The 13,490-nt window shown below is 61.4% G+C and carries 11 protein-coding genes; 2 read left to right on the plus strand and 9 right to left on the minus strand.

The features are described 5' to 3' along the window. Window positions 1–20: 20 nt before the first annotated feature. The 3 genes from ccoN to DFR45_RS00530 all read right to left on the minus strand — a co-directional run bounded on the left by ccoN (window position 21) and on the right by DFR45_RS00530 (window position 4,117). Window positions 21–1,463 (minus strand): cytochrome-c oxidase, cbb3-type subunit I, encoded by a 1,443-nt coding sequence (ccoN, locus tag DFR45_RS00520; RefSeq protein ID WP_114481765.1) that lies wholly within the window; start codon window positions 1,461–1,463, stop codon window positions 21–23. 66 nt (window positions 1,464–1,529) lie between these two features. Then, window positions 1,530–1,667: a cbb3-type cytochrome oxidase assembly protein CcoS gene (gene ccoS / locus DFR45_RS00525; RefSeq protein ID WP_114481766.1), complete on the minus strand. Its 138-nt coding sequence runs from the start codon at window positions 1,665–1,667 to the stop codon at window positions 1,530–1,532. Continuing rightward, the gene (locus tag DFR45_RS00530) at window positions 1,667–4,117 is read right to left on the minus strand and encodes a heavy metal translocating P-type ATPase (RefSeq protein ID WP_114481767.1); all 2,451 of its coding nucleotides are present in this window, start codon (window positions 4,115–4,117) and stop codon (window positions 1,667–1,669) included. The genes ccoS and DFR45_RS00530 overlap by 1 nt, the downstream gene beginning before the upstream one ends. A 107-nt stretch (window positions 4,118–4,224) precedes the next feature. On the opposite strand from DFR45_RS00530, the gene DFR45_RS00535 reads away from it, so the two are divergent. Continuing rightward, window positions 4,225–4,668, plus strand: a complete 444-nt coding sequence (locus DFR45_RS00535; RefSeq protein ID WP_114481768.1) for a universal stress protein — start codon at window positions 4,225–4,227, stop codon at window positions 4,666–4,668. Window positions 4,669–4,761: 93 nt separating this feature from the next. On the opposite strand, the gene DFR45_RS00540 is transcribed toward DFR45_RS00535, so the two are convergent. From DFR45_RS00540 to DFR45_RS00560, 5 genes are all read right to left on the minus strand, one after another. Continuing rightward, window positions 4,762–6,330, minus strand: coding sequence for a malonate--CoA ligase (locus tag DFR45_RS00540; protein WP_114481769.1), 1,569 nt, complete (start codon window positions 6,328–6,330; stop codon window positions 4,762–4,764). A gap of 376 nt (window positions 6,331–6,706) precedes the next feature. Then, the gene (locus DFR45_RS00545; protein ID WP_114482162.1) at window positions 6,707–8,128 is read right to left on the minus strand and encodes a malonyl-CoA decarboxylase; all 1,422 of its coding nucleotides are present in this window, start codon (window positions 8,126–8,128) and stop codon (window positions 6,707–6,709) included. Window positions 8,129–8,138: 10 nt separating this feature from the next. Beyond that, on the minus strand, window positions 8,139–8,972 hold the full coding sequence (gene lgt, locus DFR45_RS00550) for a prolipoprotein diacylglyceryl transferase (RefSeq protein WP_114481770.1): 834 nt from the start codon (window positions 8,970–8,972) through the stop codon (window positions 8,139–8,141). A 55-nt stretch (window positions 8,973–9,027) separates the two neighbouring features. Then, a complete protein-coding gene (gene ilvD, locus DFR45_RS00555) occupies window positions 9,028–10,860 on the minus strand; it encodes a dihydroxy-acid dehydratase (RefSeq protein ID WP_114481771.1) in 1,833 nt (610 codons plus the stop codon). Between the two features lie 93 nt (window positions 10,861–10,953). After that, on the minus strand, window positions 10,954–11,196 hold the full coding sequence (locus tag DFR45_RS00560; protein WP_114481772.1) for a TIGR04438 family Trp-rich protein: 243 nt from the start codon (window positions 11,194–11,196) through the stop codon (window positions 10,954–10,956). A 113-nt stretch (window positions 11,197–11,309) separates the two neighbouring features. On the opposite strand from DFR45_RS00560, the gene DFR45_RS00565 reads away from it, so the two are divergent. Next, window positions 11,310–11,621, plus strand: a complete 312-nt coding sequence (locus DFR45_RS00565; RefSeq protein ID WP_114481773.1) for a c-type cytochrome — start codon at window positions 11,310–11,312, stop codon at window positions 11,619–11,621. Window positions 11,622–11,954: 333 nt separating this feature from the next. On the opposite strand, the gene dnaB is transcribed toward DFR45_RS00565, so the two are convergent. Next, on the minus strand, window positions 11,955–13,370 hold the full coding sequence (gene dnaB / locus DFR45_RS00570) for a replicative DNA helicase (RefSeq protein WP_114481774.1): 1,416 nt from the start codon (window positions 13,368–13,370) through the stop codon (window positions 11,955–11,957). Window positions 13,371–13,490 lie beyond the last annotated feature (120 nt).

The following is a 13,490-nucleotide window of genomic DNA, read 5'->3' on the forward strand; positions in this document are numbered from 1 at the left end:
ATGTCATTTCCTCCGTTGTATCAGGCATGAGCAGGGTTGACGGCCGGGATCGCCACTTTGACCGAGCGGCCAGAACTTGCAGTTTTCCACACGTTCCACAGCATCAACAGCATACCGCCCAGATAGAGCAAACCACCCATGAGACGGATCACATAGAAAGGGAATGTGGCCTTGACGCTTTCAACGAAAGTGTAGGTGAGCGTTCCATCAGGATTGATGGCGCGCCACATCAGCCCCTGCATTACCCCGGCAATCCACATCGATGCGATATACAGCACGATGCCAATCGTAGACATCCAGAAATGGACTTCGATCGCCTTGACGGAATACATTTTTTCTTTGCCGAACAGGCGCGGTACAAGGTAGTACAGCGTACCGATGGAAATCAAGCCCACCCAGCCCAGAGCGCCAGAATGCACATGGCCAATCGTCCAATCGGTGTAGTGGCTCAGGGCATTGACCGTCTTGATCGACATCATGGGCCCTTCGAAGGTGGACATTCCGTAGAACGACAGCGAAACAATCAAGAAACGCAAAATAGGGTCGTCCCGCAGTTTGTGCCATGCACCGGACAAGGTCATGATGCCATTGATCATGCCGCCCCAGCTCGGTGCCAGCAGAATCAGCGAAAACACCATGCCGAGCGACTGTGTCCAGTCTGGCAAAGCAGTGTAGTGCAGATGGTGTGGGCCCGCCCACATATAGGTAAAGATCAGCGCCCAGAAGTGGACGATGGACAGCCGATAGCTATAAACAGGACGCCCTGCCTGTTTGGGAATGAAGTAATACATCATGCCCAAAAAGCCTGCTGTGAGGAAAAAGCCAACGGCATTGTGGCCATACCACCATTGCACCATGGCATCTTGCACACCCGCATAAGCCGAATAGCTCTTCATCCAGCCAGCCGGAACTTCGGCGCTGTTCACAACGTGCAGCAAAGCGACAGCAATGATGAAGGCTCCATAAAACCAATTTGCTACGTAGATATGCTTGACCTTGCGCACGCCTATCGTGCCGAAGAACACAACGGCATAAGCCACCCACACGAGGGTGATGAGGATATCGATAGGCCACTCGAGCTCGGCATATTCTTTGCTGGTCGTGTAGCCCAGCGGCAGGCTGATGGCCGCAGCGAGGATCACCAGTTGCCAGCCCCAGAATGTGAACGAAGCCAAAGGTCCGGCGAACAAACGCGTCTGGCACGTCCGCTGTACCACGTAGTAGCTGGACGCGAAGAGAGCGCAGCCGCCAAATGCAAAAATCACTGCATTGGTGTGAAGCGGACGCAATCGTCCGTAGGTGAGCCACGGTATACCCAGGTTGAGTTCCGGCCATGTCAACTGGGCCGCGATGATCACGCCCACCAGCATGCCGACCACCCCCCACACGCCCGCCATGATTGCGAACTGGCGCACTACGGTGTCGTTGTAATGCGCAACATCTTTCTTAACTGAAGAATCCATCTGGCACCTCGTTTTTTATTGCAAAAGAAGTTTCGATCAGACAAGGCCAACCCTCGTTGATGCAAGTCAACCATCTTTGAGAATGCGCTCACCCTCCTGTTCGACGCTGTCGAACTGCCCGCTGTGGATGGCCCACCATAGCCCCGCCAAGATGAGCAGGACCAGCACGACTGAAAGCGGAATCAGTAAATAAAGGATGTCCATCAGAGCGCCTCCGGCAAGGGACTGGAAGGCGGAGCGAGACTCACTTTGTGGTCTTTTGGCAACGCCATATCAACATCGCCGCGCCACCGCGCCAGTCTTGCCGCATTGAGCACGACGAGCAAGGAACTCGACGCCATGCCCAAGCCCGCAAGCCACGGCGGCATCCAACCCACAATCGCCAGCGGCACAGCCAGGGCGTTGTAGGCAGCAGCCCACCACAGATTCTGTCGCACCACCTGCATGGTCTGGCGCGCCAATGTCACCGCCTGCGGAATCAAAGACAGCTTGCCACTCAGCACAACGAAGTCAGCGCGCGACTGCGCCAGGGGTGCGGCCGAGCCGAACGCGAAGGACACATTCGCCCCCGCGAGCACCGGCCCGTCGTTGATGCCATCGCCCACCATGCCCACGCAGCGCCCCTGTTTCTGCAAAGTTTGCAAAGCCAGAAGCTTATCCTGTGGTGTGCATTCGCCCCGCGCCAGATCAATGCCAGTCTGTGCAGCCACTTTTTGCACCGCGGCTTGTTTGTCGCCCGACAATATCTGTACTGCCACACCGAGCTGACGCAACGCTGCGACTGCAGCAGGCACTTCAGGACGTAGAGCTTCTGCCAAATCGAAATGGGCAAGCTCACGCGCACATCGATCCACGGCATCTTCCGCCAGAAAAACCTGCAAGTCAGGCGCATCGGCGGACGATTGTTGCAGCGCCGCATCGACGTACCGAGCCGAACCAAGCCGCACTGAGCGGGCCGGGACGAGGCCAAGCGCATCTTCGACCGTTGCGCGCAGCCCCAGACCTGCTTCTTCGTGCAGATCGCGCACGCGCCAACGCTCGACCAACTCTGGGCGCGCGACGGATACAAGCGCTCGCGACACCGGATGCAAAGAATGGCGCGCCAAAGCGGCCGCCAAGGCAAGCGCCTGCGCTGCGTCCATGCCCGCGTCTGGCGCAACATGCACGTCGCGCAACTGCATGCCTTCGCGCGTGAGGGTTCCGGTTTTGTCGAAAACCAGGGTGTCGATCTCTGCCAGCGCTTCGAGCGCCTGCAGGTTGCGCACCAAAATCCCTTGGCGCGCGAGCGTGCCCGCGGCCGTGAGCATGGCAACAGGTGTGGCAAGCGAGAGCGCGCAAGGGCAAGTCACCACCAAGACGGCCACGGCCACCATCAGCGCGCGCTCGGGGTCTTTGCTCCACCACCACAATGCCGCCGCAGCCGCAGCCAGCAGCACACCTGTCAAAAAAGGCCGCGCGATGCGGTCCGCCAAGCGTGCGAGGCGGGGTTTTTGCAACGAAGCGCTCTCCATCAGCGCGACGATTTCGGCAAAGCGCGTCTGCTCGCCCGTGCGTTCGACGCACACTTCGACGGGGGCGAGCAGGTTGTAGCTGCCCGCGATCACCGGGCTTCCCTGTGCCCGCACAACAGGATTGGACTCGCCCGTGAGCAAGGACTCGTCGGCCTGCGTGCTGCCGCGCACAATGGTTCCATCGACAGGAAAGGCCTCGCCGGGCAGCACGCGGATGGTGTCACCCACAGCAAGGCGGCGCGTCGCAATGCGCGCAAACCTGCCATCGGGCCCAAGGCGCTCTACGCTGTCGGGCAGACGGTTCATCACCCTCTCGAGCGCGCCTGCCGTGCGATCGCGCAAGCGCAATTCGAGCCAGCGTCCAGTGAGCAAAAAGAACACAAACATGGTCAAGGAGTCAAAATAGACTTCATGACCAAATAGCCCGCCAGGGTCGAAAGTACCAGCGGTACTAACTATGAATGTAATAGCTATTCCGAGCGCCACGGGCAAGTCCATACTCACGCGCCGCGCGCGGATGTCGCGCCAGGCGCTGGCAAAAAACGGACCGCAAGCGAATAGCATCACGGGCAAGGAAAGCACCCACGAGGCCCAGCGCAGCAATTGCTCCATTTCAGCCGAAAGGTCGCCGGGCTGCGCCACATAAGCGGGCCATGCATACATCATGACCTGCATCATGCAAAAACCCGCAACGGCCCAACGCCACAAAGCCCGCCGGCTCTCCTGCAAACGCCGCTCACGCGTGAAGGCGTCGAGCGCGGGCAAGGCGGTATAGCCGGCTTTTTGCACAGCCGCGATCCATTGCGAAGGCAACACGCGGCGCGCATCCCAGACGATGCGCGCGCGCTGCGTCGCGGCGCTCACTTCGGCCTGCTCGACGCCGGGTACGGCACGCAAAGCATCTTCTATCGTCAGGGCGCAAGCCGCACAATGCATCCCTCCAAGGACGACATGGGACTCCCACTGCGGGGCATCTTCAGGCTGCGCCGATGAGGCAAAGTCCGTGTGTTCAGCCTTTTCCACACAGAGAGGACGCCCAAAAGCCGACCACTCCTGAGGATCATCCAACACCCACGCTTGCGTGTCCTGCGCTTGCACTGTGTCGGACTGCGCGCCGGCAGCGAGAGGAAAGCTTGAAAACATGGGTGTAGCCTAATTGCGCTCTCAACGCGCGCATTGATTTGGATCAAGCACCAAACCAAGGCGCTGCATAAGCTTTCATTATCGATGCAACTTTAAGGGCCAGACTTATGTACAAACGTATTTTGGTTGCCACGGATGGTTCCCCTCTGTCGGAGAAAGCAGTGGAGACGGCGCTTTCGCTGGCGGCACTCTCGAAAGCCACGTTGATCGCACTCAAAGTGGTGCCACGCTACCCGGTCAGCTATTTCGAAGGCGGCCTGCCCGTCGACGCCGGCGACGTCAAGCGCATCGAAAAGCAATGGAGCGACGCGGCCAAGGCCTTGCTAGACCAAATCAAGGCCCAGGGTGATGCGATGGGCGTAGCGGTCAAGCCTGTGGTGGTCAAGTCAGACCTGGTGGCAGAGGCCATCATTTCGGCGGCCAAAAAGCACAAGTGTGATCTGATCGTCATGGCCTCGCATGGACGCAAGGGAATCAAGCGCCTGCTGCTGGGCAGCGAAACACAACACGTGCTCACGCACTCGCACATTCCGGTGCTCGTGCTGCGCTGACCGCATGATCAGGAACGAAATAGGCCGTAAAGGCTCATGTATCAAGCGCTATAAGCTACAAATATAAAAGCACTTTGCAGCCAAAGCACGCGCTCACGCACCGAACATGTTCTGGTGCTCGGCGCGCAGTAGGTTTTTCTGCACCTTGCCCATGGTGTTGCGCGGCAGCTCCGGCACGATGACGCAGCGTTTGGGGATTTTGTAGTTGGCAAGCTGGCTTTTGAGCTGCGCAAGGATCGCCTCGGGATCGAGTTGGGTGCCAGGCTTCGCAACGACCACGGCCACGCCTACCTCACCAAAGTCCGGGTGCGGCACGCCCACCACGGCGCTCTCGGCAACGCCGGGCAGGTCGTTGATCGCCGCCTCGACTTCGGCCGGATAGACGTTGTAGCCGCCGCTGATGATCAGGTCTTTGCTGCGTCCCACGATGCTCACGTAGCCGCGTCCGTCGATCTTGCCCACGTCGCCGGTCTTGAACCAGCCGTCGGCGGTGAATTCCTCGGCGGTTTTCTCGGGCATGCGCCAGTAACCCTTGAACACGTTCGGCCCGCGCACCTGGATGTTGCCGATTTCGCCCTCGGCCAAGGGCGCGTTGGCGTCATCGACCACGCGCAGTTCCACGCCCGGCAAGGGAAAGCCCACGGTGCCACCGCGACGCTCGCTCTGCCCGCCGTAGCGCGCGTCGGCGCCATAGGGGTTGGACGTGAGCATGATGGTTTCGCTCATGCCATAACGCTCCAAAATCGTGTGGCCGGTGCGCTCCTGCCAGGCTCGGAAGGTCTCGACCAGCAAAGGCGCCGAGCCCGAGATGAACAGGCGCATGGAGCGCGCGGCCTCGTGGTTCAGCGTCGGCTCGGCCAGCATGCGCACATAGAGCGTGGGCACGCCCATGAACACCGTGGCGCGCGGCATTGCGGCGATCACGGCCTTGGGGTCGAACTTAGGCAGCCAGATCATTTTGCTGCCACCCAGCAGCGCCGCATGGATCGCGACGAACAAGCCGTGCACGTGAAAAATCGGCAGCGCGTGGATGAGCACGTCGTCGCTGCGCCAGCCCCAATAGTCCTTGAGCACCCGCGCATTCGAGAGCAGATTGCCGTGCGTGAGCATTGCGCCCTTGCTGCGTCCGGTGGTGCCGCTGGTGTAGAGGATTGCGGCCAGATCGTCGGCCGTTTTGTGGACCGGCACGTGCGCGTCATCCTGTTGCGCGGCGCGCTCGAGCAAGCTGCCGGTGCGATCGTCGCCGAGCGTGAACACATGCTGCGTACCCGCGGCGTAGGCGAGTTGCGACACCCATGCGAAATTCTCCGGCGTGCACACGACCACGGCAGGCTCGGCATTGCCGATGAAGTAGCTGATTTCGGCGCGCTGGTAGGCGGTGTTGAGCGGCAGGAACACATAACCCGCGCGCAGCGTGGCCAGGTACAGCTGCATGGCCTCGACCGATTTTTCGACCTGCACGGCGATGCGGCTGCCCTCCGGCAAGCCCAAGGATGCGAGCAGGTTGGCAATGCGCGCACTCGCCTGCTCCAAGTCGCGCCAGCTGTAGCGCAGCACGCTGCCGTCGGGCGCAGTGGCTTCGACGGCGGTTTGCGCCATATCTTGCGGAAACGCCGCGCGCAAGGCGCTGAATAGATTGTGGGAGGCAAGCTCGGAGTTCATGGCTCTACGCAAAAACAGGGCATGAAGATGAAGTCAAAAACCCATCGAACGCGCCAGATGCTGCGTTCGTAGGAGCATCTAGGGAAGGCGCATCAATGGAGAAAGCCAAATTTTGCCAAAATCGGGGACGGCAAGCACCACTCTATTCAACCCAGATTGTCCATTAGGACGCGGGATGACGGCGAGGCGGCTGGCGAGGCAGTTTGGTCGCGGCTGAGGAGTTCGTGGTGGTGCCACGAACGACGAAGCAGCGGTCAAAATGACCGGCAGACGTCCGCCAGCGCCCGCGTAGGTGCGCAGCACCGCCTAATGGACAATCTGGGTTCAAGCCGGATTGTCCACGCGGCAGAGCAGCGCAGCCGCGCCGGCGTGGGCTTCAGTGCAACCACTCGCGCCACAGGCGCTCGACTTCGCGCGAAGCGGCCACGCGGCCTTGCGCAAGCAGCGCGCGGTGGCGGTCTATGCGCTGCAGGTCGTACCAGTAATTGACCATCAAGCCATACGACTGCTTCCAACCTTTCGCCGAAGGGTCGCCACCCCAGTTGATACGTTCCACGCGCGCACCGTTGCCAAGGTGAAAGCGCGCCACCGGATCGGCAGGCTTGCCCGCGGGCAAAGCACTCGTCAAATAATAGGCCGCACAAGCCAGCAGCCATTGCCGCCATGGCGAGACGGCATCGAGCTCGCGCACCCGCTCCCAAGCAGCGAGCACGGCAGCGGCCTGCAAAGCCGTATCGCCGAGCGCGGTTTGCAGTTCTGCGCGCCGCTTTGCGTCGAGCCGATCGAGCAAGCTCTGCACGTTTTTGTTCAACCAACCACGCAGCCCCGGGATTGGCGAAAGCGTGGCAAACGCGCGCAGTCGCGGCAACTCCGTGCGCAGCGTTTCGACCACGCGTTTGATGAGCGAGTCGCCAAAGCTCACGCCGCGCAAACCGACTTGCGTGTTGCTGATCGAATAAAAAATGGCCGTCGTCGCCCGCGCCGGATCGCCCACAGGGGCGGACTCATCGATCAGCGGCACGATGCTGCCCGCCATGTGGTCGAGCAGCGCCACTTCGATGAAGATCAAGGGCTCATCGGGCAGGCGCGGATGAAAAAACGCATAGCAGCGGCGGTCCTGGCCCAGCCTGCGCTTCAAGTCGGCCCAACTGCGAATCGCGTGCACGGCTTCATACTGGATGAGCTTTTCGAGCAAAGAGGCCGGATCATCCCAAGTAATGCGGCGCAATTCGAGAAATGCCACATCGAACCAAGTCGAAAAAAGCTGCTCCAGCTCGGCGTCGAGCGGCAACAGACGCGGGTCTTTTTTGACCTCGTTGAGCAGCTCGGCGCGCAGATCGAGCAAAAAGCGCAAACCTTGCGGAAATGCTGCAAAACGCTGTAGCAGCCGTGCACGTGGCGATTCGAGTGCACGGCGCAATTCGAGCTCCGCCATGGCCGCCTGCGCCGCATCGACGGCTGCTTCGTACTGCCGCTGCGCTGATGGCAGGCGTGCCACGTCGGGCGTGAACTGCTCGCTCATCAGCAGCCACATGTCGCGCCGCTGCTCTGGCGTGGCTTGCGCGTACCAGGAGGCCACGGCCTGCGCACGGTGTCCTCCCTCGACATCGCTCGTCTGCGGTGCGGCGACGGCCTGCAAATCCGCGAGCAAGTGGCGCAAGGCGCGCGGTGACAAGGCTTCGTCGCCACGTCGCAAGGTGGCACGCAGGCGCTCGCTCGTGGAGCGCGGCGGCTCCACCCGCGACGCTGCCTCGCCCGGCACAGCGCCAGCAACCGTAGTGTCATCTGCGGCGGCCATGACGTCCTCTTCACGTGCGGCGCGGGCGCAGCGTCGGCGCTGGCTGGCGCTGCGCCCACAGCCACAGTGCCGCACCCGCCACGATCATCGGCAGGCAAAGCCACTGTCCCATGCTCAGGCCCAGCGAAAGCAGGCCCAAAAATGCATCGGGCTCGCGAAAATACTCGGCCACGAAGCGCAACACCCCGTAGCCCACGAGAAACGCCGCCGCCACTTCCCCCTGACGGCGCGGCCGGCGCGCATACAGCCACAGCAGCACGAACAGCAGCAGCCCTTCGAGCAGGAACTGGTAAATCTGCGAGGGGTGGCGCGGCTGCATGGAACCGCTTTGCGGAAACACCATGGCCCAAGGCAAGTCAGGGCTCGCAAAGCGCCCCCAGAGTTCGCCATTGATGAAATTGCCGATCCGCCCTGCGGCGAGGCCCGTAGGCACGCACGGCGCGACAAAGTCGGCCACCTGCAGCCAGGGGCGGCGGCGGGAATGGGCAAACCAGGTCATCGCGGCAATCGCACCCAGCAAGCCTCCGTGAAAACTCATGCCGCCTTGCCATACCGCGAAAATTTCGAGCGGATGCGCAAAATAATAGGCAGGCTTGTAAAACAGGCAATAGCCCAAGCGCCCGCCGAGCACCACGCCCAGGACGCCGAGAAACAAAATGTCCTCTACATCCTTCGTTGTCCACGCCCCGGGGCCGGTGATCGAAGCAAACGGCTCGTGGCGCAGCCGCAAGCGCCCGAGCAGCAGAAAGAGGCCAAAAGCGATCAGGTAGGTCACACCGTACCAGTGGATGGCCAGCGGGCCCACTTGCAGGGCGATCGGATCGATGTGCGGGTAGATCAGCATGCGTTCGCTGCGTCAAAAAAGCCATATGCCAAGGTTCTGCATACCAGCTTAGCGCTCAATCCAATAGCGAAAGATCACGCACCGCACCCTTGTCTGCGGACATCACCAGCTTGGCATAGGCCTTGAGGGCCGCGGACACCTGGCGCTTGCGCGGCTGCGCGGGCTTCCAGCCTTTGGCGTCCTGCTCGGCGCGGCGCCGCGCAAGCTCCTCGTCGGACACCAGCACGTCGATGCGGCGGTTCGGGATGTCGATGCGAATGCGGTCGCCGTTTTGCACCAAACCGATGGCACCGCCGGCAGCCGCCTCGGGAGAGACGTGCCCTATCGACAGACCCGAAGTGCCGCCGGAAAAGCGCCCGTCGGTGAGCAGCGCGCAGGATTTGCCCAAGCCCTTGGACTTGATGTAAGAGGTCGGGTAGAGCATCTCCTGCATACCGGGGCCGCCCTTGGGGCCTTCGTAGCGCACGATGACCACGTCGCCGGCCTGCACCTGGCCTTCGAGAATGTGCGCCACGGCTTCGTCCTGCGACTCGGTGATGTGCGCCGGTCCTTCGAACACCAGCAGCGCATCATCGACCCCCGCCGTTTTGACCACGCAGCCATCCTGCGCAATGTTGCCCACGAGCACGGCCAGGCCGCCCTCTTGCGAAAACGCGTAGTCTATGGAGCGGATGCAGCCCTGGGCGCGGTCGGTGTCCAGGCTGGGCCAGCGCGTGCTCTGGCTGAACGCCACCTGCGTGGGGATGCCGGCAGGGCCGGCTTTGTAAAAGTTTTGCACCTCGGGCGACGGGTTGCGCATGATGTCCCATTGCTCCAGGGCTTCCCCCAAGCTCTTGGCGTGGATGGTGGGCACGTCGGTGTGCAGCTTGCCTGCGCGGTCGAGCTCTCCCAGGATGGCCATGATGCCGCCGGCTCGGTGCACGTCCTCGACGTGGTACTTGGGGGTGTTGGGCGCCACTTTGCACAGCTGCGGCACCACGCGCGAGAGGCGGTCTATGTCCTGCATGGTGAAGGGAATCTGCGCTTCCTGGGCGATGGCAAGCAAGTGCAGGATGGTGTTGGTCGAGCCGCCCATGGCAATGTCGAGGGCCATGGCGTTTTCGAACGCCTTGAAGCCCACCGCGCGCGGCAGCACCGAGGCGTCGTCCTGTTCGTAATAGCGCCGCGTAAGCTCCACGATCAGGCGACCCGCGCGCTTGAACAGCTGCTCGCGGTCGGCGTGCGTGGCCACGAGCGTGCCATTGCCGGGCAGGGCCAGGCCCAGCGCCTCGGTCAGGCAGTTCATGGAATTGGCCGTGAACATGCCCGAGCATGAGCCGCAGGTGGGGCAGGCGGAGCGTTCGACCTCGGCCACCTCGGCATCCGACACCTTGCTGTCGGCGGCCATGACCATGGCATCGATCAGATCGATCTTGTGCACGCCCAGCCGCGTCTTGCCTGCCTCCATGGGGCCGCCCGAGACGAACACCACGGGAATGTTCAGGCGCATCGCGGCCATGAGCATGCCGGGGGTGATCTTGTCGCAGTTCGAGATGCACACCAACGCGTCGGCGCAGTGCGCGTTCACCATGTATTCGACCGAATCGGCGATCAAGTCACGGCTGGGCAGCGAATACAGCATGCCGTCGTGGCCCATGGCGATGCCGTCATCGACGGCGATGGTGTTGAACTCCTTGGCCACGCCGCCCGCAGCCTCGATCTCGCGCGCCACCAGCTGCCCCAGGTCTTTGAGGTGCACGTGACCCGGCACGAACTGGGTGAACGAATTGGCAATCGCGATGATGGGCTTGTCGAAGTCGCCGTCTTGCATGCCGGTGGCGCGCCACAGAGCGCGTGCCCCCGCCATGTTGCGGCCGGACGTGGAGGTTTTGGAGCGATATGCGGGCATGGGGTCTTTGAAATGCTGAGGATGGATGAAGTTTTTTGATTATCACCCAGCATCCCTTCACAGGTACTGCGCACACTGGCAGCACCCCTGTCCTCAGCGCGGCTTGCGCGGACGCAGTCCCAGAGACTCTTTTTGCCGCTCTATGCGCTCTTGCTTGCGCTTTTCGATTTTTTCTGCGGCCTTGCGTTTGGTGTAGCCCGAAAAGTCCGCCCAGGTCCACCACAAGGCAGCCAAGCCGAACGGCACCAGCGTCCACCACCAAGGCCAATGTGCCACCGGGCCGACCGCCAAGTATTTCAACAACACCAAAATGATGCCCAGCAACAACAGATACATAAAACACCCTCCGGAGCCTGCAATGACGGAACTGTTGGGGTTTATTCTGGTCAACCCCGCTGGCTACAATTCCGTTCAGACTGTAACCCAGCAACCTCCCTCAAGGAACCAACATGAAGCGTACTTTGTTCGCCCTCGCGATTACTGTTTCTGCCGCCATGCCGGCTTTTGCCGCCGATGAATTGGCACTGGCGCAATCAAAAAATTGCATGTCCTGCCACGCCGTGGACAAAAAGGTGGTGGGGCCTGCCTACAAGGACGTCGCGGCCAAGTACGCTGGCCAAAAGGATGCCGTCGCCAAGCTCACCACCAAGGTCATGAAGGGTGGATCGGGTGTCTGGGGCCCTGTCCCCATGCCGGCGAATACACAGGTCAACGAAGCCGAAGCCAAACGCCTCGTCACGTGGATTTTGTCGCTCAAGTGAAGCGGCGCCGGCGCAGTGCTTGAGGCTGGGAAAGCTTCCAGCATTGCCTAGGAGCCTGTCGGACTTTGGGATCGTCGGCTGCGAAGGCGCCGCAGCGGCCCATTTTTTACCGGCTTCTTGCCTCATAGTCCCGCTATGGGGCTGCGAATCCGGCAAAAACTGGCCTCGCTGGGGCACCTTCTCGCTTTCGACGCCCAAAGTCCGACAGGCTCCTGGGTCTGATCCGCTACCCACCGCCCGCGCGCATCCTGAAAAGGTCGCGCGGGCTTTTTCTTGCCCGTACCCGGCCCGGGCTCTACGCCGTCCGCAGTGGCGCCTCTCGCGGATGTGCTCTCAAAAATCGTCGCTCGAGCCCATCGCCAGACTCTCGAAGCGCGTTTGCGATTTCTGGAAGAACAGCTTCACGGTACCCGTCGGCCCATTGCGCTGCTTGCCGATGATGATTTCGGCTACGTTCGGCTCCTTGCTGTCTTTGTTGTAATAGTCGTCGCGGTAGATGAACATGATGATGTCGGCATCCTGCTCAATGGCACCCGATTCGCGCAGGTCGCTCATCATGGGGCGCTTGTCGGTGCGCGACTCCACGCTGCGGTTGAGCTGCGAAAGTGCGATCACCGGACATTGCAGCTCTTTGGCCAGCATTTTGAGGCCACGCGAGATTTCGCCGAGTTCGGTCGCACGGTTCTCGCCCTCGGAACTTGCCGAGCCGCTCATGAGCTGCAAATAATCGACCACGATCAAGCCGAGCTTGCCGCACTGGCGCGCGAGCCGCCGTGCATTGGCGCGCAACTCGCTGGGCGTAAGGCCAGGCGTTTCGTCGATATGCAGCGACACGTTACGCAAGCGTTCGATGGCCTCCGTGAGACGCGGCCATTCTTCGTCGGTGAGCTTGCCCGTGCGCAAATGCCCCTGGTCTATGCGCCCGATCGACCCCACGATACGCACGGCGAGCTGCGCAGCGCCCATTTCCATCGAAAAGATGGCCACGGGAAGGCCTTCGTTGAGCGCGACGTGCTCGGCGATATTCACGGCAAAAGCCGTCTTGCCCATGGAGGGGCGCGCGGCCAGCACCACCATATCGCCAGCCTGCAGGCCCGACGTCATGCGGTCCAGGTCTATGAAACCCGTAGGCACGCCAGTGATGTCGTTGGGGTTGTCGGCCATCTCCTGCACACGGTCGAGCAAATTCACTACCAGCGTGTCCATCGATTGGAAGCCGCGCTTCATGCGCGCGCCCTCCTCACCAATGTGGAAAATTTTCTGCTCGGCCTCGTCAAGCACCTTTTCCACAGGGCGCCCTTGTGGATTGAAGGCGCTGGTGGCGATCTCATCGCTCGCAGTGATGAGCTTGCGCAAAATCGCACGCTCGCGCACGATTTCGGCATAGCGGCGAATATTGCTTGCGCTCGGTACGTACTGAGCGAGGCTGTTGAGGTAACTCAGGCCACCAATTTCCTCGGCCTTTCCCAGGCTCTGCAGGTATTCATAGACGGTGATGACATCGGCGGGCTTGCTTCCATTGATCAAATGGGCAATGCCGGCATAGATCAAGCGGTGCTCGTAGCGATAAAAATCGCTGTCCACGAGTACGTCGCCCACGCGATCCCAGGCGTGGTTGTCGAGCAACAGGCCACCGAGCACACTCGACTCAGCTTCGATCGAGTGCGGCGGCACGCGCAATTGCGCAGCTTGCGGGTCCGGCGCTGGCAAGGCGTCGGCTTCATCGAGGGGCGGAAAGACGGCAGACATAAGGATTCTCAGTGCAAAAAGGCAGCCAACGGAATGGCAATGCTAGTGCAGTGTTTGATGCTTGATGCGACAAATAAAACCGATGGATTTTTGGTCTGGGCAAGGCGCAAACCGCAGCGA

Origin of the sequence: Extensimonas vulgaris, from assembly GCF_003337425.1 — a bacterium.
GTDB classification, from domain to species: Bacteria; Pseudomonadota; Gammaproteobacteria; order Burkholderiales; family Burkholderiaceae_C; genus Extensimonas; species Extensimonas vulgaris.

Coding starts and splice junctions, on each gene's coding strand:
- ccoN (WP_114481765.1), bottom strand. CDS start 1,463: ATGGATTCTTCAGTTAAGAAAGATGTTGCGCATTACAACGACACCGTA.
- ccoS (WP_114481766.1), bottom strand. CDS start 1,667: ATGGACATCCTTTATTTACTGATTCCGCTTTCAGTCGTGCTGGTCCTG.
- DFR45_RS00530 (WP_114481767.1), bottom strand. CDS start 4,117: ATGTTTTCAAGCTTTCCTCTCGCTGCCGGCGCGCAGTCCGACACAGTG.
- DFR45_RS00535 (WP_114481768.1), top strand. CDS start 4,225: ATGTACAAACGTATTTTGGTTGCCACGGATGGTTCCCCTCTGTCGGAG.
- DFR45_RS00540 (WP_114481769.1), bottom strand. CDS start 6,330: ATGAACTCCGAGCTTGCCTCCCACAATCTATTCAGCGCCTTGCGCGCG.
- DFR45_RS00545 (WP_114482162.1), bottom strand. CDS start 8,128: ATGGCCGCCGCAGATGACACTACGGTTGCTGGCGCTGTGCCGGGCGAG.
- lgt (WP_114481770.1), bottom strand. CDS start 8,972: ATGCTGATCTACCCGCACATCGATCCGATCGCCCTGCAAGTGGGCCCG.
- ilvD (WP_114481771.1), bottom strand. CDS start 10,860: ATGCCCGCATATCGCTCCAAAACCTCCACGTCCGGCCGCAACATGGCG.
- DFR45_RS00560 (WP_114481772.1), bottom strand. CDS start 11,196: ATGTATCTGTTGTTGCTGGGCATCATTTTGGTGTTGTTGAAATACTTG.
- DFR45_RS00565 (WP_114481773.1), top strand. CDS start 11,310: ATGAAGCGTACTTTGTTCGCCCTCGCGATTACTGTTTCTGCCGCCATG.
- dnaB (WP_114481774.1), bottom strand. CDS start 13,370: ATGTCTGCCGTCTTTCCGCCCCTCGATGAAGCCGACGCCTTGCCAGCG.